Origin of the sequence: Leisingera caerulea DSM 24564, assembly GCF_000473325.1 — a bacterium.
GTDB classification, from domain to species: Bacteria; Pseudomonadota; Alphaproteobacteria; order Rhodobacterales; family Rhodobacteraceae; genus Leisingera; species Leisingera caerulea.
Genome location: NZ_KI421513.1, coordinates 759,528 through 780,428 on the forward strand (window position 1 = coordinate 759,528; position 20,901 = coordinate 780,428).

Genomic DNA, 20,901 nt, shown 5'->3' on the forward strand with positions numbered 1-20,901 from the left:
CCGCATTTTATGGTGCAAAAGCAAAGTCCCAGCCCTCCTGCTCCATCCACAGTTTGCGCAAGGCGCCGGCTTCTGGCGCGAACCCGTCCTCCAGCATGTCCGCTGCAAGCATCCGGTCAGTGCGGAAGTGGCGGAACCCGCCGCGCAGTTCGCACCACGCCGCCAGCATGGTGCAGTCGATATGATAGATCAGCGCCAGCGGCCGCAGGGTGCGGCAGCTCTCGCCGCTCTCCGGGCTGAGATAGGTAAGCTGCAGCTTGCGGCTTTCCCGCACGGCCTGGCGCAGCAGCGCCTTGGAGACGCAGCCCTGCTCCGGGTCGTCCAGCGGCGCCCCCCAGGGGGCTACCTGCAGCCAGTCGGCAGTGGCATGCACATCCTTGATCTTGTGGCTTACCCGCGCGGCCGCCTTCTGCAGGGCGCCGTCGCCGGTGCGCATCAGCATCGCCAAACCGACGTGCAGCGCCTCCAGCTCCTCCTCGTCGAAATTCAGCGGCGGCAGGTCATACCCCTTGCGCAGCATGTAGCCGATCCCGGCCTCGCCCTCCACCGGCGTGCGCATCGCCTGAAGTGCGGCGATATCGCGGTAGATCGTGCGTTTGCTGACCTCCAGCGTCTCGGCAAGATCCTCTGCCCGCACCGGGGCCGCGGCGGTGCGCAGAATCTGGATGATTTCAAACAGGCGGCCAGTGCGGGGCATGGGCAGTCTCCAGTGACAGTCTGCTGACACCCTAACACATGCCACTGACAACAGCCTGTCAGCAGTGCTCTGGTTTTCTGGCCTCCTCAAGAAGGAGAAACGCCATGCTGAGTTATGACTGGATCGTGCTGATCACCCTGGGACTGGACCGCTGGGAAAACCAGCGCCGCCCATTGGCCACGCATGAAATTGAGCTTGAAGCAGCGCGCAGCCGTCACGAGGCGCAACAGGCGTCCAGGCCCGCCCGCCCCGGGCTGCTGCAACGCCTGTTCAGCCGGCGGCGCGCACTTCTTGCGCCGGACTCTCCTCGTCCCGGGCGGCCTCATAAGCGAGCATCGCGCGTTTGACCGGCAGGCCCCAGTGGTAGCCGCCCAGCGCCCCGGACTTGCGCAGGGCACGGTGGCAGGGGATCAGCCAGCTGACCGGGTTGCGCCCCACTGCGGTGCCGACAGCCCGAACCGCGCGCGGAGAGCCGATCGCCTGGGCCAGTTCGGAATAGGTGGTGACATGGCCCGAGGGGACGCGCAACAGCGCCTCCCAAACCTTGATCTGCAACGGCGCGCCGATCATGTGCAGCGCGGTCTCACCCTTCTGGGCAAAGGCCGCCTCTGCCAGCGGTCGCAGGGCCGCTGGGTCCTCGACGAATTCCGCCTGCGGCCAGCGGGCGCGCATGTCGGCCATGGCGGGCTCCGCCCCGGTTTCGGCGGCAAAGGCCAGCCCGCAGATACCCTTTTCGGTGCCCATTACCAGGGCCAGGCCAAAGGGGCTGTCGAACCATCCCCAGAAGATCCGCAGGCCGTCACCTTTGCGGGCATATTCGCCAGGGCTCATCGCCTCCCAGCGCAGGAAAAGGTCGTGCAGCCGCCCGGATCCCGACAGCCCCACCGCGTGCGAAGCCTGCAGTGTGGTGAACCGGTCGCGCAGCAGCGCCTTGGCGTGGCCCAGCCGCAGATACTGCTGGTATCGCTTGGGCGACACGCCTACCCAGGCCGAGAACAGCCGCTGGAAATGCGCCGGGCTCATGTCCATGCGGGCGGCCAGCTGTTCCAGCGTCAGATCCTCGCCGCCATCGTCGATCAACTCAATCGCCCGCCGCATGACGCCGTAGTGATACGTGCTTTCCCGTGCTTCGATATTCATCGCTGTGTCCTTCGGCTGTCTTGCAAGCCAAGTTACCCCGCGCAGGCCCGCCATTCGACCCGGAACATGCGAAATATGACGTTCGGCGCAACGGCTTTGCGCAGGCAGGCAGGCCGGAGCGCCACCGTGAAACGCCCGGCAACCGGGTTGCGGGGTGCAAAATAAATTGCGCTTTAAGGTCTGACCTGTACATATGGCGCGCGATGGCCAAGCAACTCGATTATCATACCCTCCGCGAGATCTTCACGCGGTTCCAGGCAGCTGAACCGGAACCCAAGGGCGAGCTGGAGCATGTCAACGCCTACACGCTGGTGGTGGCGGTGGCGCTTTCTGCGCAGGCAACCGATGCCGGCGTGAACAAGGCAACCCAAGAGCTGTTCAAGATCGCGGACACCCCGCAGAAAATGCTGGATCTGGGCGAGGAGCGCCTGATCGAGCATATCAAAACCATCGGCCTTTACCGCAACAAGGCCAAGAACGTGATCAAGCTGTCCCGGATCCTGGTCGAAGACTACGGCGGCGAGGTGCCCAACTCCCGCGCCGCGCTGCAGTCGCTGCCCGGCGTCGGCCGCAAGACCGCTAATGTCGTTCTGAATATGTGGTGGCATTACCCGGCCCAGGCAGTCGATACTCATATCTTTCGGGTCGGCAACCGCTCCGGCATCTGCCCGGGCAAAGATGTCGATGCCGTGGAACGCGCCATCGAGGACAATATCCCCGTGGACTTCCAGCAGCACGCCCATCATTGGCTGATCCTGCACGGCCGCTACCACTGCAAGGCGCGCAAGCCGATGTGCGGAAGCTGCCTCATCCGCGACCTCTGCATGTATGAGGACAAGAACCTTTGAGGCGCAGCCTCTCAGCCATTCCCCGGCCGGGCCGGCACCTGATTGATCCCGGCCATAGCGATTATCGAAACAGACACGCCGGCCCCGGACCCGGCACAAACATCCCCGAGGAGGGCAGTTCATGACCAAAACCTATCATCTCGTCGGTATCGGCAACGCTGTCGTCGACGTGATTGCGCAGTGCGAGGACAGCTTCCTGGCCGAGCAGGGCATCGAAAAAGGCATCATGCAGCTGATCGAACGCGACCGCTGCGAGGATCTTTATGCAGCGATGGGCAACCGGGTGCTGACCCCCGGCGGCTCGGTGGCCAACACCATCGCGGGCGCCGGCGCGCTGGGGCTGGACGCCGCATTTATTGGCCGGGTCCGCGACGATGCGCTTGGGAAGTTCTACGCAGATGCGATGAACAACGAGGGCGTGGACTTCGTGAACCCGCCGGTCACCGATGGTGAGCTGCCGACTTCACGGTCGATGATCTTTGTCTCGCCCGACGGGGAGCGGTCGATGAACACTTACCTGGGTATTTCCTCAGAAGTGAGTTCGGCAGACGTGCCGCAGGACGTGGCCGGCAACGCGCAGATCATGTTCCTCGAGGGCTACCTGTTCGACAAGGACAAGGGCAAGACCGCCTTTCTGGAGGCCGCCCGCGACTGCCGCGAGGGCGGCGGCAAGGTTGGCATCTCGATTTCCGACCCGTTCTGCGTCGAACGCCACCGGGCCGACTTCCTCAACCTCATCGGCAACGAGCTGGATTTCGTAATCGGCAACCAGGACGAAATCTGCGCCCTGTTCGAAAACAGCGACCTGGAAGACGCAATGGCCAAAACCGCGGCGATCTGCCCGCTGGTGGTCTGCACCCGCTCCGGCGACGGGGTCACGGTGCTGAACGAAGGTGTGCGCATCGACGTGCCGGTCGAGACGATTGTGCCAGTGGATGCCACCGGCGCAGGCGACCAGTTTGCCGCCGGGTTCCTGTTCGGCATGGCCACCGGCCGGAGCATGGAAATCTGCGCCCGGATGGGCTGCATCTGCGCGGGCGAGGTGATCCGCCACATCGGCCCGCGCCCGGAAACCCACGTGCTGCACCTGCTGGAAGAGGCCGGTCTGGTCTAAGGGCGGCGCGGCACTCCCGCCCGTCGAAACCGCACCTGACGGTGCAATTCCTCCCGTTGGGCGTGGCGCGGAGCGGCAAAGCCGCTCCGCGCCACGCCCCGCCCTCCGTCCGTAGGACACAAGGGCGCCAGCCCGCGCAGCTTCGCCGGTTCAGCCGGAATGCTTTGTTTCAGACCGATCAGCTGCTGCCTGGGCCTTGCTCAAAAGCCCGGTCAACGCTTCCACCTCCGCAGCGCTCAGCCCTGCCAGAAGCCGTTTCTGGGTCTGCACATGTGCTGTCACCGCCCGGTCGATCAGCGCAAACCCCTCCTCCGTCAAGCCGACCAGGAAACTGCGGCTGTCCTCCGGGTTCACGTCCCGCTTGACCAGCCCGTCCGCCTCCAGCCGGTCGATCCGGTTGGTCATGGTGCCGGAAGCCACCATCGTCGCCTTCAGCAGTTCACCCGGCGACAGCGTGTAGGGCGCACCCGACCGGCGCAATGTGGCCAGCACATCGAACTTGGCCGCATTCAGCCCGAATTCGGCAAAAGTCTTATGCATCTCGCGCTGGTAAGCCAGGTACAGCCGCGCCACCCGGCCGATAACGCCCATGGCCGTGACGTCCAGGTCCGGCCGCTCTTGCCCCCATTGCTGGGTGATAAAATCCACATGATCCATGGCTACCGGTTTAAGCCTTTACATCTTGACGTCAAGATAAAAACCATTATCTCGACATCAAGATAAGGAGAGACACATGCCCATCCGCACCCTTCTGCTGACGGCGCTGGCCCCTGCCATCTGGGGCAGCAGCTATATCGTGACGACGTCCCTGCTGCCTGGCCATTCGCCGCTTGTGGTGGCCCTGCTGCGGGCGCTGCCTGCCGGGTTGCTGCTGCTGGTGCTGGTGCGCCAGCTGCCGCCGCTGAATTGGCTGCCGCGCCTTATGGTGCTGGGCGCGCTGAACTTCTCGCTGTTCTGGGTGCTGCTGTTCGTCTCCGCCTACCGCCTGCCGGGCGGAGTCGCCGCCACCCTGGGTGCGGTGCAGCCCCTGATCGTGGTGTTTCTGTCGGCCCTGTTACTGAAAACGCAGATCCGCGCCGCCGCCGTCGCTGCTTCTGTGCTCAGCATTGCGGGCGTGGCCCTGCTGGTTCTGACGCCTGCCGCCAAGCTTGATACGCTGGGCGTGCTGGCGGGTCTGGGCGGAGCGGCGTCGATGGCGGCAGGCGTGGTTCTGACGCGAAAATGGCAGCCGCCGGTGCCGCCGCTCACCTTCACCGCTTGGCAGCTCACCGCGGGCGGTTTGCTGCTGGTCCCCATTGCGCTTTGGACGGTGCCGGAGCTGCCTGTCTTCACCGCCGCCAATATCGCAGGGCTCGCCTATATGAGTCTGATCGGCGGGGCGCTGACCTATATCCTGTGGTTCCGGGGTCTCGCCCGGATCGAACCCTCGCAGGTTTCGCTGCTGGGCGTGCTGAGCCCGCTGTCGGCAGTGATCCTGGGCTGGCTGCTGCTGGGAGAGACGCTGACGCCCAACCAGATGCTGGGCGCGCTGCTGGCCCTGTTCAGCCTGTGGCTCGGCCAAGCCCGGCTGCAGCGGCGCGCGAATCGCGCCACAGCGCCGGCAGAGTAACTCCCGTCACCGCGGCATCGCAGGCTCACAGGCCCCGCCGCGGTGGCACTCCAGCACCTGCCGCCGGACCTCAGGCGTATCGCCAAATGCGAAACCGCCGCAAGCACCCGCCCGGATCACCAGTTCCTGCCCGCGCTGTTCGGCGAAGAACACATAATCCGCACCGGACTTCATCCCGCCGCACCAGGGGCCAAGGCATTCCACCTCCAGCATCGCCGGCACATTGACCCGCCCTGAGAAATACTTGCCCTCCAGCATCTTGCCCGAAATCTGTGCCGGGATCCTGGTCAGCGGCGGGGTCTCATTGGGATTGTCCGAATGCGATTGCGGCAGCAGGCTTTCGTCGAACCGCAGTTCGCCCGCGATGACATTATAGGCGCTCTCTGATGCAGCAGCTTGCAAATAGGCGTCCGCAGGCCCCCAAGGCAGGCAGCTGAGGGCCGCGGCGGGAGTTACAGACATTACCGGCAACAAGGCTGCGGCGAATACGCCTAGGGCAGCGCCTGACCTTAGGAAGGTGCAATGCGCCTTCCCATTGTGAAGGTCAGGCGCTGCCCGGCCTGCCGGCCGGGCGAAACATCCGTACAAGAACCGCGGGAAATGCATCTCACAAAAACTCCTGGAACTCTTCCACCACCCGCGCATAGACCTCACGCTTGAAGGGCACGATCTTCTCCACCAGGCTATCGACCGGCTGCCAGCACCAGGCAGAGAATTCCGGGTGGTCGGTTTCGATGTTCACTTGCTCATCCGTTCCCAGGAACCGCATCAGATACCACTTCTGCTCCTGCCCGCGGTATTTGCCGCCCCAGAAACCGGGCACCACGTCATGCGGCAGGTCATAAGGCAGCCAGCCATCGCTCTCTGCGATGATCTCCACCAGCTCCGGCCCCACGCCGGTTTCTTCCTCCAGCTCGCGCAGGGCCGCGATCCGCGGGTCCTCGCCCTTGTCGATCCCGCCCTGCGGCATTTGCCAGGCGTCCTTGTACCGGTCCTTGCGCTGCCCAACGAACACCGCGCCCTCTGCGTTGATCAGCATCACGCCTACGTTGGGGCGATAGGGCAGCTTGGCAATCTCTTCCGGCGTCATCCGGCTCTCCTCGAAATGCGTTTCCCTGAACCTTAGACCGCTTGCCGCCGGGGCACGCAAGAGGGTGACGCGGCGTTTACACGTGACAAGCCGGCCTTCGCGGGGCGATCCTAGCGGTAACTGCCAGGGAGAGTTTTAGATGACTGCGTACCCCAATCTGCTTGCCCCGCTGGATCTCGGCTTCACCCAGCTCAAGAACCGCGTGCTGATGGGCTCCATGCACACCGGGCTGGAGGAAACCGGCGACTGGAACCGGGTGGCCGAGTTCTATGCCGCCCGCGCCCGCGGCGGTGTCTCCTTGATGGTGACCGGCGGCATCGGCCCCAACCTCGAAGGCTCGGTCCTGCCCGGTGCCGCGATGATGACCAGCGCCAAGGACGTCGCCAATCATTCCGTGGTGACCAAACGCGTCCACGAGGCCGGCGGCAAGATCGCAATGCAGATCCTGCACGCGGGCCGCTATGCCTATGGCCCCAAATGCGTCGCCCCCAGCCCGGTGAAATCGCCGATCTCCCCCTTCCCGCCGCAGGAGCTGGACGAGGCAGGCATCGAGAAGCAGATCGCTGACATCGTGAACGCCGCGCAGCTGGCACAGGAAGCCGGCTATGACGGGGTCGAGATCATGGGGAGCGAGGGCTACTTCCTCAACCAGTTCCTGGTCACCCATACCAACAAGCGCGAGGACCGCTGGGGCGGGTCGTACGAAAACCGCATGCGCCTGCCCATCGAAGTGGTGCGCCGCACCCGCGAGGCCGTGGGCCGCGATTTCATCATCATCTACCGCCTGTCGATGATCGACCTGGTGCCCAACGGCTCCACCCACGAGGAAGTCGTGCAGCTGGCGCAGGAGATCGAAAAGGCCGGCGCCACAATCCTCAACACCGGCATCGGCTGGCACGAGGCGCGCATCCCGACCATCGCGACCAGCGTTCCGCGGGCGGCCTTTGCCTGGGTCACAAAGAAGCTGATGGGCAAGGTCGGCATTCCGGTGATCACATCGAACCGGATTAACACGCCGGACGTGGCGGAAGAGGTGCTGGCGGACGGCTGCGCCGACATGGTGTCGATGGCGCGGCCGATGCTGGCGGATGCGGATTTCGTCGCCAAGGCCGAAGCAGGGCATGCGGACCAGATCGCCCCCTGCATCGCCTGCAACCAGGCCTGCCTTGACCATACATTCAGCGGCAAGCTGACCTCCTGCCTGGTCAACCCGCGCGCCTGCCACGAGACCGAGCTGGTGATCGAACCGGCCGCGGCCGCCAAAACGGTGGCCATCGTCGGCGCTGGTCCCGCCGGTCTGTCCACCGCAGTGACAGCGGCGCAACGGGGGCACAAAGTCACCTTGTTCGACAAGTCTGAAGAGATCGGCGGCCAGCTCAACATGGCCAAACAGGTGCCGGGCAAGGAAGAATTTTGGGGCCTGGTGGACTGGTACCGGGTGATGGTTGCTGATGCAGGCGTCACGCTGGAACTGGGCCGTGAGGTTTCGGCGGATGATCTGACCGGTTTCGACGAGGTGGTAATTGCCACCGGCGTCCTGCCGCGCGATCCGGCCATCCCGGGCCAGGACCGGGACAATGTGCTGAGCTATATTGACGTGCTGCGCCACAAGAAGCCGGTCGGCCAAAAGGTCGCCGTGATCGGCGCCGGCGGCATCGGTTTTGACGTCTCCGAGTTCCTCCTGGAAGAGGGCCACAGCCCCGCCACCGATCTGCCCGCCTGGATGAAGGAATGGGGCGTCGCCGACCCCGCTGAGCATCGCGCGGGCCTTGCCCCCGAGGGTCCGCAACCCGCCGCCCCTGCCCGTCAAGTGACACTCCTGCAGCGCAAGGCCGAACGCCACGGCAAACGCCTCGGCAAGACCACCGGCTGGATCCACCGCGCCACGCTCAAGATGAAGGACGTCGAGTTCCTGGGCGGCGTGAACTACGAGAAAATCGACGAAGAAGGCCTGCACGTGAGCTTCGGCGAGGCCCGGGAGAACCCGACGCTGGTGCCGGCCGATACCATCGTGCTGTGCGCGGGCCAGGTGTCCGAGCGGTCGCTGGCAGATCAGCTGGAAGAACGCGGAATCACCGCCCATGTGATCGGCGGTGCCGACGTGGCTGCGGAACTGGACGCCAAACGCGCCATCAACCAGGGCACGCGGCTGGCAGCCGGCCTCTGACCTGCGGCCAAACGCCGCGGACTTCTACTCCCTGCGCGCCCGTCCGGAACACCGCCGGACGGGCGCGCGTTTGTTCTGTAGCACCGCCCCACCGGGCGGTATGGCATTTCAGAACAGGAAAGGAGCCCGTTATGCCCAAAATCGCAGATGCAAAGATCCTGATCATTGCCACCCATGGGTTTGAGCAGTCGGAACTGGAATTTCCGCGCGACCAGCTGCGAGTGAAGGGCGCTGAGGTCCATGTCGCCACCCTCGACGGCAAGCCTGCCAAGGGCTGGGAAGGCAGCGACTGGGGCCGCGAGGCCGAGGCCGATCTGAAAATCGCTGATGCCAAGGCGGATGGATACGACGCGCTGGTGATCCCCGGCGGCCAAATCAATCCCGATCTGCTGCGGGTCGAGGACGATGTCATCAATCTGGTCAAGACCTTCCATGACAGCGGCAAGGTGATCGCCGCCGTGTGCCACGCGCCCTGGGTGCTGGCGGAGGCCGGCGTTGCCAAGGGCCGCAACATGACATCCTATCACTCGATCAAGACCGACATCTCCAATGCCGGCGCCAACTGGAAAGACGCCGAAGTCGTTACGGATCAGGGCATCGTGACCAGCCGCCAGCCCGAGGACCTGAAGGCGTTTGTGTCGAAGATCGCGGAAGAGATTGAGGAAGGCACGCACCCGCGCGCCGCAGCCTGACCGTTTTCCGCCCCGCGCCCGCCGCGCGGGGCGCTTTCCCCGCCCAGCCTGTGTGCTCAGCCGTGAACGGCACGGCTGTCAGGAGGCACAGCTTCCCGCGTGGACATACCGTAATCCCGGATCACACCCGCCACCCGCAGCCGGTAGTCCGCAAAGACCCCGGCCCGCCCCTTGGCCTGAGCGGCCCGGTGCTCCTCCAGGTTTCGCCAGCGCTGCACCGCAGCCTCGTCGCGCCAGAACGACAGCGACAGGAGTTTTTCCGGCGCGCTCAGGCTCTGGAACCGTTCCACCGACAGGAAACCGTCCACCTGCTCCAGTAAGGGCCGCAGCTCCGCGGCAATTTCCAGATAAGCCTCTCTCTGCCCGGCTGCGGTCTCCACCTCGAAAATCACGGCAATCATCTGCGCCTCCCTCACCCTGCCTGCCCATGCGGCGCTGAAGCCAGCTTCAGCCAGGTCCGGTCCTCGCGCAGCAAAAACCGTTCGCGCTGCGCAAACTCATAATTCTCGCGCCCCAGCGGATCCCGCGCCAGCCGCGCCCGGTAGGCCTCATACTCCGCCAGGCTCCCCACGTTGTAGATCCCGTAGGCCAGCGTCGAGGAGCCCTCATGCGGCGCGTAATACCCCACCAGGTCGGCCCCGCAGCGCGGGATCGCCTGACCCCAATTGCGGGCGTATTCCTCAAACTGCGCTTTTTTGGCGGGGTCGATGTGATAGCGGATGATGCAGGTCAGCATGACGTGTCCTTTGATTACTCAGGGACACCTCCCTACCCCGCCCCATCAGCCGGATGCTTCGGCGCAGACCGAACCGTCACTCCACCGTGATGGTGATCTGATCCGAAATGATCGGAGTCGAATGCGGCACGTGGCCTGCGTCGCCCAGCACCAGCTGCAGCGTGTGGCGGCCCGGGGACAGTTCCAGCGTCACCTCGGTCTGTCCGCCGCCGAAATGCAGGTGGTTGTCATCCGACGGCAGGCCAAAGGCCAGCTCGTCCGCGCCATCTTCACCCTGGCCCAGCGGCGGGCGGTCGATCAGCAAGTGATGATGGCCGGTGTTCTCCTTCGCAATCCCGGATGGCGCCACTCCCATCCCCGACAAGCCAAAGACCAGCGTCACCGGCGACGTGACCGTGTCCCCGTCCTGGATATTTGCAAAATAGACCTTGGCCTCCGGGTTCGAGGCCGTCTCGCCGCCAGCCCAGAGCGGGGCCGCCAGGCAGGCAGACAAGGCAGCCGCAATCAGCAGTTTCATATCCGGTCCTCCAGAAATTGTCTCAACCAACAAGACAAAGCTAGCGGCAGGCCCGGGCCTGGCAATCCCGCCGCCCATGACAAATGCACAAAATAGCGGCAGCCATTTGCGAAGCCGCCGCATCTTTCATCCTTCCGCTTGCCTGCTGCGCCTGCCAGTTGCAGTGTCGCCGCCGGGCAGCGCAGCGGGAGCGAGCCATGGTATTTGCAGTCATTCTGATGGGACTCACCCCCAGCTTCCTGATGGTCGGCCTGGGCGGAATTGTTCGTAACCGGCTGGCGCCGCAGGCCTGGCAGGGGCTCGACAAACTCAACTTCGAGGTGCTGTTCCCGGCGCTGCTGTTCTTTGCCGCCAGCGGCCGGCCCATTGCGGTGGCGGATCTGGGCCGCATCGGCCCGGCCGTGTGGGGCATCCTCGCCCTGGCCTTGGGGCTGGGCCTGCTGGCGCGCCGCTTCGGCCCGGTGACGTTCCTCGATTTTGCCGGCGCCTGGCAGACCGCCTGGCGTTTCAACACCGCGATTGCCTTTGTCGCCCTGCCCTCGGTCGGTAAGGAGCTGACAGGGCAGATGGCCGTTGCCATCGGCATGGCGGTGCCGGTCGCAAATGTACTGGCGGTGAGCGCCCTGTCGCGCGGCGGCAGCCTGTCCTTGCGGCAGACCGCGCTGAAGGTTGCGCTGAACCCTTTCCTGCTGGCCTCTGTCGCGGGCGTTGCGGTGGGGCTGTCGGGCTACAGGATCCCCGCACCGGTCCTGGCCCCGGCGGAAATGCTGGCGCACGCGGCGATTCCCATCGCGCTGCTCTCTATCGGCGCCACCATGAACTGGCGGGCCCTGGCGCGGCTGGACCTGTTCAACGGCTATCTCTGCCTGGTGCGGCTGGTTCTGGTGCCGGCCGCAACCCTCGCCGCCTGCTTGCTGCTGCGCACGGACCCCGGCTTTGCCGCGGTTCTGGTGCTGTTTGCCGCCCTGCCCACTGCCTCGGCTGCGCATGTTCTGGCCTCCGCTTTTGGCGCTGACCGAACGCTCGCAGCCACGCTTATCGCGCAGTCCACGTTGCTCAGCGCGGTTTCCCTGCCGCTGTGGATCCTGGTCATCAAGCTTGTGCTTTAAAGTTTCCTGAATGCCGATCCCCGCTGCAAAACCCTTGCCGCCTGGCCGTTTCCAGCGCGCAGACGATCCCTGCAAAACCCCGCAATTATCCCACCCCCGCCCCGATCTTGCCCGATTTCCCCCGCATCACTGACGGCAACACAGCTTAACGAGGATGGGTGAACATGGACCGACTGACCGAGATGGAGGCCTTTGCCAATGTGGTGGACCAGGGCGGCTTCACCGATGCGGCACGCAAGATGGGGATTTCAAAGTCGGCGGTCTCCAAACATGTCTCCAGCCTGGAAGCCCGCCTGGGCGCACGGCTTTTGAACCGCACCACCCGCCGGGTGTCGCCGACCGAAATCGGTCTGGCCTACTACGACCGTGCCCGCCGGGTGCTGAATGACGCAGGCGAGGCGGATGCGCTGGTCACCTCGATGCAATCCGCGCCCTCGGGCCTTCTGCGGATCTCGGTCGCGACCGACTTCGGCGTCAATCATCTGTCACCGGTGCTGTCCGACTTCCTGCGCGACTTCCCGGACATCACCGTCAACATGGTGCTGAACAATCGCTATGTGGAGCTGATCTCCGAAGGCTTTGACATGGCGGTGCGGATCGGCGAGCTGGAGGACAGCTCCCTGCGCGCCCGCAAACTGACTGAGACCACCAAGCGGATGATCGCCTCCCCCGCCTATCTGGAGAAATTCGGCCGCCCGCAAAAGATCGACGAGCTGAACAATCACAAGCTGCTGCATTACTCCAGCCAGTCCAGCGGCAACGTCTGGAAGATCACCGCTCCTTCCGGCGAAAAGCGGCAGGTGCGCACTTCCGGCTGGCTGTCGGTGAATGACGGCCAGTCGCTGCTGACCGCGGCCATTTCCGGACTCGGAATCGCCTATCTGCCCAGCTACCTCTATTCCGAGGCGCTGGAGGAAGGGCTGGTCGAAGACGTAATGCCCAGCCTGCCGGTCGAGACCCAGGGAATCTACGCGGTTTACCCGCCCGGCAAGTTCACCCAGCCCAAGGTGCGGGCCTTCATCGATTTCCTGGTCGCAGCCTTTGCCGACCGCGACCCGTCCGAATGGAAAACCTGAACCGGTCCTCCCCCCGGGAGCCGGACAAAGATATCCCTCGAAGACCTGCCCCCGCGCCCCTGCGGGGGTTTTTTTCGGCTTTTCCTAATAATACTTGCCAAAAGCGCAGCGGGCAGGCTCCCGCCCGCCGCAGATCAATCACAGATTGACCCGCTCCTGTTGGGCCAGCGCCGCTGCCGCGGCGCCGGGCCCAAGGCTTTCGGCGGCATCCTGGATGCCGCGGCCAAGGCGCGGGAGCACTCCGGCCTGCGGCTTGGCGGTTTTTTCAGCTCTTGTAATGCGGCGCCTCCAGATCCAGCCGCCGGCGGTTGGCGTGCCACTCCAGCTCACCCTCGTAGCCGTACCAGTCGCTGGCCGCCATATCACGCAGATGGCGCTTCTGCTCAGCTTCGGGAATGGTGCGGACCGCCACGCCCGGGCAGGCCGCCGCCTTCTGCACCTCCAGCTGGACCGCGCAAGCCTGGTCCAGATAGAAGGACCGGAAAAAGGCCTCGCCCGCTGTGGACCCGAACACAAAGGCACCATGCCAGGCCTCGACCACCGCTTTCTTGCCGCGGCCCGCCTCCAGCAGACCGCTCAGAAAATCCTCGGTGCATACGAACTCATAGTCAGTGTAGCCCAGAACATCGCCGCCGCCGATCATCAGATAGGCCTGGCTGTACGGGCCCACTCCGCCAGCCTGGGCCGAAACTCCCATGATCGCCTTGGTGTGGATGTGCATGATGCAGTTTTTATCCGGCTCCGCCTCAAAGAACAGCTTGCCGATCTCAGTGGCCGAGGGGTTCGGCTCGCCGTTTTCCGGGTTGTGGTTCACCCGGTCAAAGCCGACCTTAACCAGGTTCGACGCGGTCACCTCCTCATGCATCCAGCCATAGTGATGGGTGATCAAAGCCTCCTCACCAGGCACCCGGATCGAATGCCACTGGTTGGTTTGATCCGTCAGCCGGTATTTGACCAGCGCGTTGTAGATCGCAGCCAGCTCACAGCGGGCCTCCCATTCGGCGTCAGAGCAATTGGCCGGGCGGCCCTGCAACGGGGTGGGTGTCATGATGGTCATTGGCGTTTCCTTTCCTGTGAATTGAAGAACTCTAGCTGCCGGAAACTTGCCTTATTTGCATGGAAACGCCCCCTGCTTGCATCTAAACTCCCGGCATGCCGAAGGTAAGCTTCATCCTGTTTCCTGAATTCCAGATGCTGGCTTATGTGCTGGCCTCGGAAACTCTGCGCATTGCCAACAAGAACGCCGGACGCCCGCTTTACACATGGGAGACCCTCAGCGTCACCCAGGCGGCGGTGCCGGCCTCCAGCGGACGGCTGGCCGCGCCGGACCGCAGCGGCTGGGATCTCGGCGACCCGCCCGACCTGGTGCTGCTTTGCGCCGGCTACGATCCTTTGCGCCACCTGCCGCAGGGGCTGCGCGCCTATCTGGCGCGGGCCGTGCGCGCAGGTGCCACACTGGGCGGCATCGACACCGGCACTGTGGTGCTGGCCCAGCTCGGCTACCTGGACGGACATGAGGCAGTGCTGCATCACGAAGCCGAGGCAGGGTTCCGCGAGCGCTGGCCCGGCATTGCGGTCAGCGACCGGATCTACTGTTTCGGCCGACGCAGGCTGACCGCCGTGGGCGGCACCGCCACGGGGGACGCGATGCTGGCCTGGGTTTCGGCCACCGGCCCGGACGAGCTGGCAGCTGCCACGTCCGAAGACATGGCGCATGGCTCCATCCGGCCGCCGGAGGCACGCCAGCGGCTGCAGCCTTCAGCCGATCCGGTGCTGGGGCAGATGCAGCAGATGATGCTGGATAACCTGCAGGACCCGTTGGCGCTGCCGGACATTGCCAAGCCGCTTGGCCTCAGCCTGAAAGCCCTGCGCCTGCGCTGCAAACGCGGATTGGGGATGACACCGCAGGAGGCTTATCTTCAGATCCGCCTGCAGCGGGCGCGCGAACTGCTCATGAGCACTGCCATGCCAGTCACAGAGGTGGCTCTGGCAACGGGGTTCGGCTCACTGCCCGGTTTCTCCCGCCTGTTCAAGGCCAGATACCAGCGCAGCCCGCGGGACCTGCGCCGCCGCTGAACGCCCCGGGCATGGCCTGTTGCACCGGCTGCACTCCCGCTCGCCGCAAGAGCATGTTCCATGCTCCCGCGTCCGTTGGGCCAGGCTCGGCGCGCAGCGCCGAGCCTGGCCCAACCCCGCCAAGGAGCCTTGGCAACGCCAAGGCGCCTGCCGGGGCGGGAGCCTTTCGGTGGTTCCCTGCCACTAGCTGCTACGGGGCGAGCAGCACTGCTTCCACACGCCTGTTGGCCTCACGGCCCTCCGGGATAAGGTTGCTGGCGATCGGGGCCAGATAACCGGCACCGGCGACGTCAATGCGCCCCCCATCGGCCTTGTAGGCCTCAATCATCCGCTCCCTTACCGACTGCGCCCGGCGCTCGGAAATGCCGGCATTCTGCTGCTGGGAGCCGACCATGTCGGTATGGCCTACCAGCAGCAGCCGGTATTGCGGATTGGCGGCCAGAAAGCCCGCCAGCTGCTTCAGGCTGCTATACTGCCCCTCCCGCAGCCGGGTGGAGCCGCTTTCGAACACCAGATCGGGCAGCACTGCGTGGCCGCGGACCTCCAGCACCTTGGCCAGCTCTACCGGACGCACCGGGGCCGGCGCCTCTGCGGCGGGCTTAACCTCTGGTGTTGCCGCATCAGGCGGCTGCACGGTGATCATTTGCACATAGGCCGTGCCGCCTGCCCGCGACACCAGGATCGAGACCGCCTGATCGCCCTTGGCTGCCGACAGGAAGTGATAACGGGAGATATCCACCATCATGTCCGGCGCAGGCACCACCTCGATCCCGAAACGGAAGCCGAAGCCGCCGCAATCCCGTGCCGCGCAATCGAACACAACCTCATAGCCCTGCGCCAGCAGCTGCTCCCGCATCGGCGCCAGGATCTCCAGTACCGTGCTGCCACCCTCCAACCGCCAGGTTCGGCGCAAGATCCGGCCCTCGAACCTCTGCGACGGCACCTCATCCGAGGCCTCAGAGCCCACCGGAAGCTGGTAAACACCCAGCGCCGTGGCCCTTTCGGAAACCCCGGCCGCCCCGGAAGGCAGGGTCATCTCCACCGCCCCGGCCCCCGCCGCCAGCAGCACCGCCGCGGCGAAGCCAGCCAAAGCAATCAGGCGCGTTAGCGGCACTGGCTGTGGTATTCCGGATTGGGCACCATGGCCGTCGCGCTGGCCACCCGGTTCGACATGTTGAAAAAGCCGGTGACGTTGGCGATGTCCCAGATATCCCGGTCGCTGAAACCGGCAGCGCGCAGGCCCTGGCGGTCCGCCTCTTCGATCTCCGCGCTGGCCGTGGTCATCTTGGCGGCAAAATCCAGCATCGCCCGCTGCCGTGCATCCAGCGGCGCCACCCGGTAGTTCATCACCAGCATCTCGCCCAGCTGCGGATCGCCCGACAGCTGCCGCACCGCCGCGCCATGCGCCACCAGGCAATAGAAACAGCGGTTGATCGAGGAGACCACCACCGCGATCATCTCCCGCTCCAGCTTGCTGAGACCACTGTCCGCCAGCATCAGGTCGTTGTACATGCCGGTAAAGGCATTCAGCTTATCAATGTCGAACGCATTGGCTTTCAGCACATTGGGCACCATACCCAGCTTTTCCTGGCAGATGTCGAAATACTTCTGCGTCTCCGGTGGCAGCGGGTCCGCCATCGGCAGGTCAAGGGCTGTGGGCTGGGTCTGATCAGTCATCGCGGTCAATCGCCTTCCTTCAAAATCCGGTAGTGGTACTGTCCGGTGCAATCCATCCCGAGGGAAGCATAAAGCCCGTTTGCGCCTTCATTACGTTTCGTACAGAGCACCGCCAGCTCGCTGGCGCCGTTTTCCAGCGCCCAGAACGCGGCCTGGCGCATCATCCAGCCGCCCATGCCGGCCCGGCGCTGATGCGGCAGAATCTCCAGCGCATGCACCATCGCCACCCCGTCATGAACAGCCACAAAGCCTGCGCCCGCGGGTTTGTCCCTGTGGCGTCCCAGCAGCCCTGTCTTGGGCCCCTGCACCCGCTGCATCACCGCCAGACGCTCCGGTCCGATGCCCGCCTGCTCCCAGATCTCGCGCTGGATCGCCAGCGGCTCCCAGACGCAAAAAGCGGTGACGCGCGGCACCGGAGAATCCGTCAGCCGTTCCGCCGGGCAGGTCCACAAATTGACCGGATCCTTCACCGCATAGCCGCGGGCCTCCAGCAGCGCGTCCAGATCCGCCTCGCCGTCGCGGATCATGAACAAACTGTCCTGCCCCACGGCGCGCATCGCCTCTTCCGCCGCTGCGATCTGCGCTTCTGTAACCGGGCCGGAGACCGTTGCCGCCGACACCCGGCTGCCGCCGCCCTGCCCCTCTCGCAGGGTCACGGGGCCAAGCGCGCGCACCGAGGCGGGCGGCCAGGTCGCCTCTGTCACAGCGTAATACCGGGGGTCGGTGGTCACTGCTCCAGCTCCTTTGCCAGCTCAGTCATTGCCGCATCGATCCGTGCGCCGTCGGTGCCGCGGATCACCACGTTGGCGCCGAACACGCCGTCCTTTTGAAACGGGTAGCAGCCGACCGACAAATCCTCATAACCCTCAGCCAGCAGACGCAGCGGCCCTGCAATCTCGCCCTCGCCGCGCATCACCCGCAGGGTCTGCGACAGCATCGGCTGACCGCCGGTAAGCTTTGGGATCACACTGGCCACCATCGCCTGAAAGATCATCGGCACACCGGCCATCACATGCACATTGCCAAGGGTGAACCCCGGCGCCGCAGAGACCGGATTGTCGATCAGCTCAGCGCCATCCGGAATCCGCGCCATGCGCAGCCGGGCCTCGTTCATTTCCAGCCCTTGCGTGTCGTAATGCGCCTGCAGGATCGCGCGGGCATCGTCGCGCACGTCCAGATGCGCGCCAAAGGCCTTTGCGATGCAGTCGGCAGTGATGTCATCATGGGTTGGCCCGATGCCGCCGCTGGTGAAGACATGATCATAGACCCCGGCCAGCGCCTTGACCGCGGTGATAATCGCCGCCTTATCATCGCTGACGATGCGGACTTCCTTCAGGTCGATGCCATGCTTGGCCAGTTCACCGGCCAGGTAATGCATGTTGGCATCGCGAGTGCGGCCCGACAGGATTTCATCTCCGATCACCAGCATGGCAGCCGTCGGATTGGCCATGGTTGTCCTCCCTTGATACCTCGTCTTCGCAGGTATAGGCCCGTTGTCATGCGCTTTGAAACCCCTCTGATCCCCGCCGTGCTGATCCGCCGCTACAAACGCTTCCTCGCCGATTGCCGGCTGGAGGACGGGCAGGAGGTCACAGCCCATTGCGCCAACCCCGGCAGCATGATGGGGCTGGCGGAGCCGGGCATGAAAATCTGGCTGGAGCCCAACGACGATCCGAAGAAAAAGCTGAAATACGGCTGGCGGCTGGTGGAGCATGAGGGCGGCCACTTTACCGGCGTCGACACCTCGGTCCCGAACCGTGCCCTGCGCGCCGCGCTGGAAAACGGGGACGTCGCGGAGCTTGCGGCCTACAAATCCGTGCGTGCAGAAGTGAAATACGGTGAGAACAGCCGCATCGACTTTCTGCTGAGCCAGGACGGCCTGCCGGATTGCTATGTCGAGGTGAAAAGCGTGACGCTCTCGCGCCAGCCGGGGCTGGCGGAGTTCCCCGACAGCGTCACCGCACGCGGCACTAAGCACTTGGGCGAACTGGCAAACATGGCGGCACAGGGCCACCGGGCTGTGATGCTGTATCTGGTGCAGCGCACCGATTGCGATCGGTTCCGGCTGGCCGCGGATATCGACCCGGCCTATGCAGATGCCTTTGCCAGCGCTCACGCCGCGGGGGTAGAGCGGCTGGTATTGGGCACGAAGATCTCACCTGCGGGGGTTGAGGCAGGCGCCCCCATCGCCGCCGCGGAGTAACGGCGAGGGGGCCGGCACAGCCGGTCAGGCGGCCTTGCTGGCCTCGTCCTTCTGCGCGTCCGGTTCGGCGTGCACGATGGTGCGGGTCGGGAACGGAATATCGACCCCGGCCGCGTCCAGCGCCTCTTTCACCTTGCGCTTCATGTCGGCCTGATACTGGAAGTACTCGGCGGCATCGACCCAGACGCGCACCAGGAAATCAACCGAACTGCTGTTTAGTGCATTAACCTGAATGAACGGCTCCGGATCGCTGTGCGAGCGGCTGTCGCTCATGATGGTTTCGCGGATCACCCGCTCCGCCACCGCCAGATCGGCGCCATAGCCGACGCCAAACGTCCACTCGGCGCGGCGGGTATCGAAGGAAGAGTAATTGGTAATGGTGTTGCCCCAAACCTCGGAGTTGGGAATGATCACCTTCAGATTGCTGAGGCTGGCAATAACCGTGTTGTTCAGGTTGATGTCCTTGACCGTGCCCATCTCGCCGTCCACTTCGATGAAATCGCCCAGCTTGAAGGGGCGGAACAGGATCAGCATCACGCCCGCGGCAACGTTCGACAGCGCCCCCTGCATGGCCAAGCCGATCGCCAGGCCGGCAGCACCGATGGCTGCGATGATCGAGGTCGTCTGGACACCAAAGGTGTTCAGGACAAACAGCACCGCAAAGGCTAGAATTGTATAGCGTGCCAGATTTCCCAGAAAGTGAAACAGGGTAACGTCAAGGCTCGCATGGGTATCGCCCAGGGCCACAATCCGGCGCTTGACCCAGTTTGCCACGATGAATCCCGCCAGCAGGATGACAACTGCGGCAACAACGCTGCCCAGCAGCTCGGCCAGGAACTCCAGCGTCACCAGGTCGGACAGTGACTTTCCATCGTAAATCTCGGTCTCCATCAGGCTGTTGATACTCTCCATACCGCCGTGTCTCTCCATGTTACCGCAATTTCTCCTAGGCGGTACAACGCTGTGCGGCGGAAAAAGTTCCCGGATGCCACCCCCGCCCCCTCTGGCCCTTTTGCCGCGAACCCCTTACATAGCTACGCAAAGACATCCGATGGAGCTCCGCCTGATGAGATCGAAAGACGGCCGCACAACCAAGGACGGCATCCGCATTCATGAGCCCGGCGATTTTGCCGGCATGCACAAGGCGGGGGCGCTTGCCGCGCGCATTCTGGATGACATCGCGGCCCATGTGGTTCCCGGTCAAACCACCGGCGAACTGGACCGCCTGATCACCCGGATGGTTGAGGACGCGGGCGCCACCTCGGCGACTATCGGATACAAAGGGTATCAGCACGCCAGCTGCATCTCGGTAAACCACGTGGTCTGCCACGGCATTCCCGGCGACAAGAAGCTGAAGGATGGCGATATCCTGAACATCGACGTGACCGTGATTGTCGACGGCTGGTTCGGCGACACCTCGCGGATGTTCGTGGCGGGCAAACTCAGCCGCAAGGCGGAGCGGCTGATCCAGGTCACCCATGATTCGCTGATGAAGGGGATCGAGGCGGTGAAGCCCGGCAATACCTTCGGCGACATCGGCCACGCAATCCAGACCTATGCCGAAAGCCAGCGGATGAGCGTGGTGCGCGACTTCTGCGGCCACGGCCTGGGCCAGGTGTTCCATGCCCCGCCCAACGTGCTGCACTATGGCCGCCCCGGCACCGGCCCGGTGCTGGAGGAAGGCATGTTCTTTACCATCGAGCCTATGATCAACCTGGGCCGCCCGGAAACCAAGATCCTGGCCGACGAGTGGACCGCCGTGACCCGTGACAAGTCGCTGTCGGCGCAGTTCGAGCATTCGATCGGGGTAACTGCTGACGGGGCGGAGATTTTCACCCTGTCTCCGGCCGGGAAATTCCACCCGACCTACGGGTAAGCCGGTAAGGCACAGGCGAGGGCCAGCCCCCGCACCCCCCGGATATTTTCAGCCAGATGAAGGACGGATCCTGTCAGGAGCCGGCGCCGTCCTGACCCTCCGCGTCCTGCATCCGCCACAAGGCGAGCAGCAGGGTGCCATCTCCGAATGGCGTCACTGCATCTTGTATGAACAGTGGGGGCCGGGCAGGTTCCGGTTTGGGTTTTGTCCCGGCTTCGGCCTTGGTCACAGGCGGCAGGAACGGCGTACTCAGTGTCTGTTCCATGCCCGGAAC

At 64.5% G+C, this 20,901-nt stretch carries 25 protein-coding genes; 10 read left to right on the forward strand and 15 right to left on the reverse strand.

The genetic code is table 11. The annotated features are described in order from the left end of the window. Positions 1 to 7: 7 nt before the first annotated feature. Positions 8 to 697: a helix-turn-helix transcriptional regulator gene (locus CAER_RS0110905; protein WP_027235392.1), complete on the reverse strand. Its 690-nt coding sequence runs from the start codon at positions 695 to 697 to the stop codon at positions 8 to 10. A gap of 270 nt (positions 698 to 967) precedes the next feature. Next, on the reverse strand, positions 968 to 1,837 hold the full coding sequence (locus tag CAER_RS0110910; protein ID WP_027235393.1) for a methylated-DNA--[protein]-cysteine S-methyltransferase: 870 nt from the start codon (positions 1,835 to 1,837) through the stop codon (positions 968 to 970). A gap of 203 nt (positions 1,838 to 2,040) precedes the next feature. Here CAER_RS0110910 and nth point away from each other — a divergent pair, with 203 nt between their 5' ends. Further along, positions 2,041 to 2,685: an endonuclease III gene (nth, locus tag CAER_RS0110915; RefSeq protein WP_027235394.1), complete on the forward strand. Its 645-nt coding sequence runs from the start codon at positions 2,041 to 2,043 to the stop codon at positions 2,683 to 2,685. Between the two features lie 121 nt (positions 2,686 to 2,806). Next, the gene (locus CAER_RS0110920) at positions 2,807 to 3,799 is read left to right on the forward strand and encodes an adenosine kinase (RefSeq protein ID WP_027235395.1); all 993 of its coding nucleotides are present in this window, start codon (positions 2,807 to 2,809) and stop codon (positions 3,797 to 3,799) included. Between the two features lie 150 nt (positions 3,800 to 3,949). Here CAER_RS0110920 and CAER_RS0110925 read toward each other — a convergent pair whose 3' ends face one another. After that, positions 3,950 to 4,456, reverse strand: a complete 507-nt coding sequence (locus CAER_RS0110925) for a MarR family winged helix-turn-helix transcriptional regulator (protein WP_027235396.1) — start codon at positions 4,454 to 4,456, stop codon at positions 3,950 to 3,952. Between the two features lie 76 nt (positions 4,457 to 4,532). Between CAER_RS0110925 and CAER_RS0110930 the strand changes: the two genes are divergently transcribed. Continuing rightward, positions 4,533 to 5,408, forward strand: coding sequence for an EamA family transporter (locus CAER_RS0110930; RefSeq protein WP_027235397.1), 876 nt, complete (start codon positions 4,533 to 4,535; stop codon positions 5,406 to 5,408). Between the two features lie 6 nt (positions 5,409 to 5,414). Here CAER_RS0110930 and CAER_RS27910 read toward each other — a convergent pair whose 3' ends face one another. Next, positions 5,415 to 5,870, reverse strand: a complete 456-nt coding sequence (locus CAER_RS27910) for a hypothetical protein (RefSeq protein ID WP_245597353.1) — start codon at positions 5,868 to 5,870, stop codon at positions 5,415 to 5,417. Between the two features lie 145 nt (positions 5,871 to 6,015). Continuing rightward, on the reverse strand, positions 6,016 to 6,498 hold the full coding sequence (locus CAER_RS0110940) for an RNA pyrophosphohydrolase (RefSeq protein ID WP_027235398.1): 483 nt from the start codon (positions 6,496 to 6,498) through the stop codon (positions 6,016 to 6,018). Between the two features lie 139 nt (positions 6,499 to 6,637). Between CAER_RS0110940 and CAER_RS0110945 the strand changes: the two genes are divergently transcribed. Together CAER_RS0110945 and CAER_RS0110950 are read left to right on the forward strand one after the other, a co-directional pair. Further along, a complete protein-coding gene (locus tag CAER_RS0110945; protein ID WP_027235399.1) occupies positions 6,638 to 8,665 on the forward strand; it encodes an NADPH-dependent 2,4-dienoyl-CoA reductase in 2,028 nt (675 codons plus the stop codon). A gap of 131 nt (positions 8,666 to 8,796) precedes the next feature. Beyond that, positions 8,797 to 9,357 carry a type 1 glutamine amidotransferase domain-containing protein gene (locus CAER_RS0110950; RefSeq protein WP_027235400.1) on the forward strand — a complete coding sequence of 187 codons (561 nt, stop codon included), beginning with the start codon at positions 8,797 to 8,799 and terminating at the stop codon, positions 9,355 to 9,357. 56 nt (positions 9,358 to 9,413) lie between these two features. On the opposite strand, the gene CAER_RS0110955 is transcribed toward CAER_RS0110950, so the two are convergent. The 3 genes from CAER_RS0110955 to CAER_RS0110965 form a co-directional block, all read right to left on the reverse strand. Next, positions 9,414 to 9,758, reverse strand: coding sequence for an antibiotic biosynthesis monooxygenase family protein (locus CAER_RS0110955; protein ID WP_027235401.1), 345 nt, complete (start codon positions 9,756 to 9,758; stop codon positions 9,414 to 9,416). 11 nt (positions 9,759 to 9,769) lie between these two features. Beyond that, positions 9,770 to 10,093 carry an NIPSNAP family protein gene (locus CAER_RS0110960; RefSeq protein ID WP_027235402.1) on the reverse strand — a complete coding sequence of 108 codons (324 nt, stop codon included), beginning with the start codon at positions 10,091 to 10,093 and terminating at the stop codon, positions 9,770 to 9,772. A 76-nt stretch (positions 10,094 to 10,169) separates the two neighbouring features. Then, entirely contained in the window at positions 10,170 to 10,610 is a 441-nt protein-coding gene (locus tag CAER_RS0110965; protein ID WP_027235403.1) for a DUF4399 domain-containing protein, read from the reverse strand. Between the two features lie 197 nt (positions 10,611 to 10,807). Between CAER_RS0110965 and CAER_RS0110970 the strand changes: the two genes are divergently transcribed. Together CAER_RS0110970 and CAER_RS0110975 are read left to right on the forward strand one after the other, a co-directional pair. Continuing rightward, positions 10,808 to 11,719 (forward strand): AEC family transporter, encoded by a 912-nt coding sequence (locus CAER_RS0110970; protein ID WP_036797246.1) that lies wholly within the window; start codon positions 10,808 to 10,810, stop codon positions 11,717 to 11,719. A gap of 164 nt (positions 11,720 to 11,883) precedes the next feature. Then, complete coding sequence (locus CAER_RS0110975; RefSeq protein ID WP_027235405.1) at positions 11,884 to 12,795, forward strand: LysR family transcriptional regulator; 912 nt, start codon at positions 11,884 to 11,886, stop codon at positions 12,793 to 12,795. Positions 12,796 to 13,060: 265 nt separating this feature from the next. On the opposite strand, the gene CAER_RS0110985 is transcribed toward CAER_RS0110975, so the two are convergent. After that, positions 13,061 to 13,852, reverse strand: a complete 792-nt coding sequence (locus CAER_RS0110985; protein ID WP_027235406.1) for a class II aldolase/adducin family protein — start codon at positions 13,850 to 13,852, stop codon at positions 13,061 to 13,063. A 95-nt stretch (positions 13,853 to 13,947) separates the two neighbouring features. On the opposite strand from CAER_RS0110985, the gene CAER_RS0110990 reads away from it, so the two are divergent. Then, a complete protein-coding gene (locus CAER_RS0110990; protein WP_027235407.1) occupies positions 13,948 to 14,871 on the forward strand; it encodes a GlxA family transcriptional regulator in 924 nt (307 codons plus the stop codon). 190 nt (positions 14,872 to 15,061) lie between these two features. Here CAER_RS0110990 and CAER_RS0110995 read toward each other — a convergent pair whose 3' ends face one another. From CAER_RS0110995 to CAER_RS0111010, 4 genes are read right to left on the reverse strand one after another with little or no spacing between them, the layout of a single operon-like run. After that, on the reverse strand, positions 15,062 to 15,970 hold the full coding sequence (locus CAER_RS0110995) for an OmpA family protein (protein ID WP_084299636.1): 909 nt from the start codon (positions 15,968 to 15,970) through the stop codon (positions 15,062 to 15,064). 5 nt (positions 15,971 to 15,975) lie between these two features. After that, positions 15,976 to 16,548, reverse strand: a complete 573-nt coding sequence (locus tag CAER_RS0111000; RefSeq protein ID WP_027235409.1) for a peroxidase-related enzyme — start codon at positions 16,546 to 16,548, stop codon at positions 15,976 to 15,978. Positions 16,549 to 16,553: 5 nt separating this feature from the next. Continuing rightward, complete coding sequence (locus CAER_RS0111005; protein WP_027235410.1) at positions 16,554 to 17,279, reverse strand: GNAT family N-acetyltransferase; 726 nt, start codon at positions 17,277 to 17,279, stop codon at positions 16,554 to 16,556. Next, positions 17,276 to 17,998 carry a competence/damage-inducible protein A gene (locus CAER_RS0111010; protein WP_027235411.1) on the reverse strand — a complete coding sequence of 241 codons (723 nt, stop codon included), beginning with the start codon at positions 17,996 to 17,998 and terminating at the stop codon, positions 17,276 to 17,278. The genes CAER_RS0111005 and CAER_RS0111010 overlap by 4 nt, the downstream gene beginning before the upstream one ends. A 48-nt stretch (positions 17,999 to 18,046) precedes the next feature. On the opposite strand from CAER_RS0111010, the gene sfsA reads away from it, so the two are divergent. After that, positions 18,047 to 18,751: a DNA/RNA nuclease SfsA gene (gene sfsA, locus CAER_RS0111015; protein WP_027235412.1), complete on the forward strand. Its 705-nt coding sequence runs from the start codon at positions 18,047 to 18,049 to the stop codon at positions 18,749 to 18,751. A 24-nt stretch (positions 18,752 to 18,775) separates the two neighbouring features. On the opposite strand, the gene CAER_RS0111020 is transcribed toward sfsA, so the two are convergent. Continuing rightward, positions 18,776 to 19,663 (reverse strand): mechanosensitive ion channel family protein, encoded by an 888-nt coding sequence (locus CAER_RS0111020; RefSeq protein ID WP_027235413.1) that lies wholly within the window; start codon positions 19,661 to 19,663, stop codon positions 18,776 to 18,778. Between the two features lie 154 nt (positions 19,664 to 19,817). On the opposite strand from CAER_RS0111020, the gene map reads away from it, so the two are divergent. Further along, positions 19,818 to 20,627 carry a type I methionyl aminopeptidase gene (gene map, locus CAER_RS0111025; RefSeq protein ID WP_027235414.1) on the forward strand — a complete coding sequence of 270 codons (810 nt, stop codon included), beginning with the start codon at positions 19,818 to 19,820 and terminating at the stop codon, positions 20,625 to 20,627. A gap of 73 nt (positions 20,628 to 20,700) precedes the next feature. Here map and CAER_RS0111030 read toward each other — a convergent pair whose 3' ends face one another. Beyond that, a complete protein-coding gene (locus CAER_RS0111030; protein WP_027235415.1) occupies positions 20,701 to 20,892 on the reverse strand; it encodes a hypothetical protein in 192 nt (63 codons plus the stop codon). Positions 20,893 to 20,901: the final 9 nt, after the last annotated feature.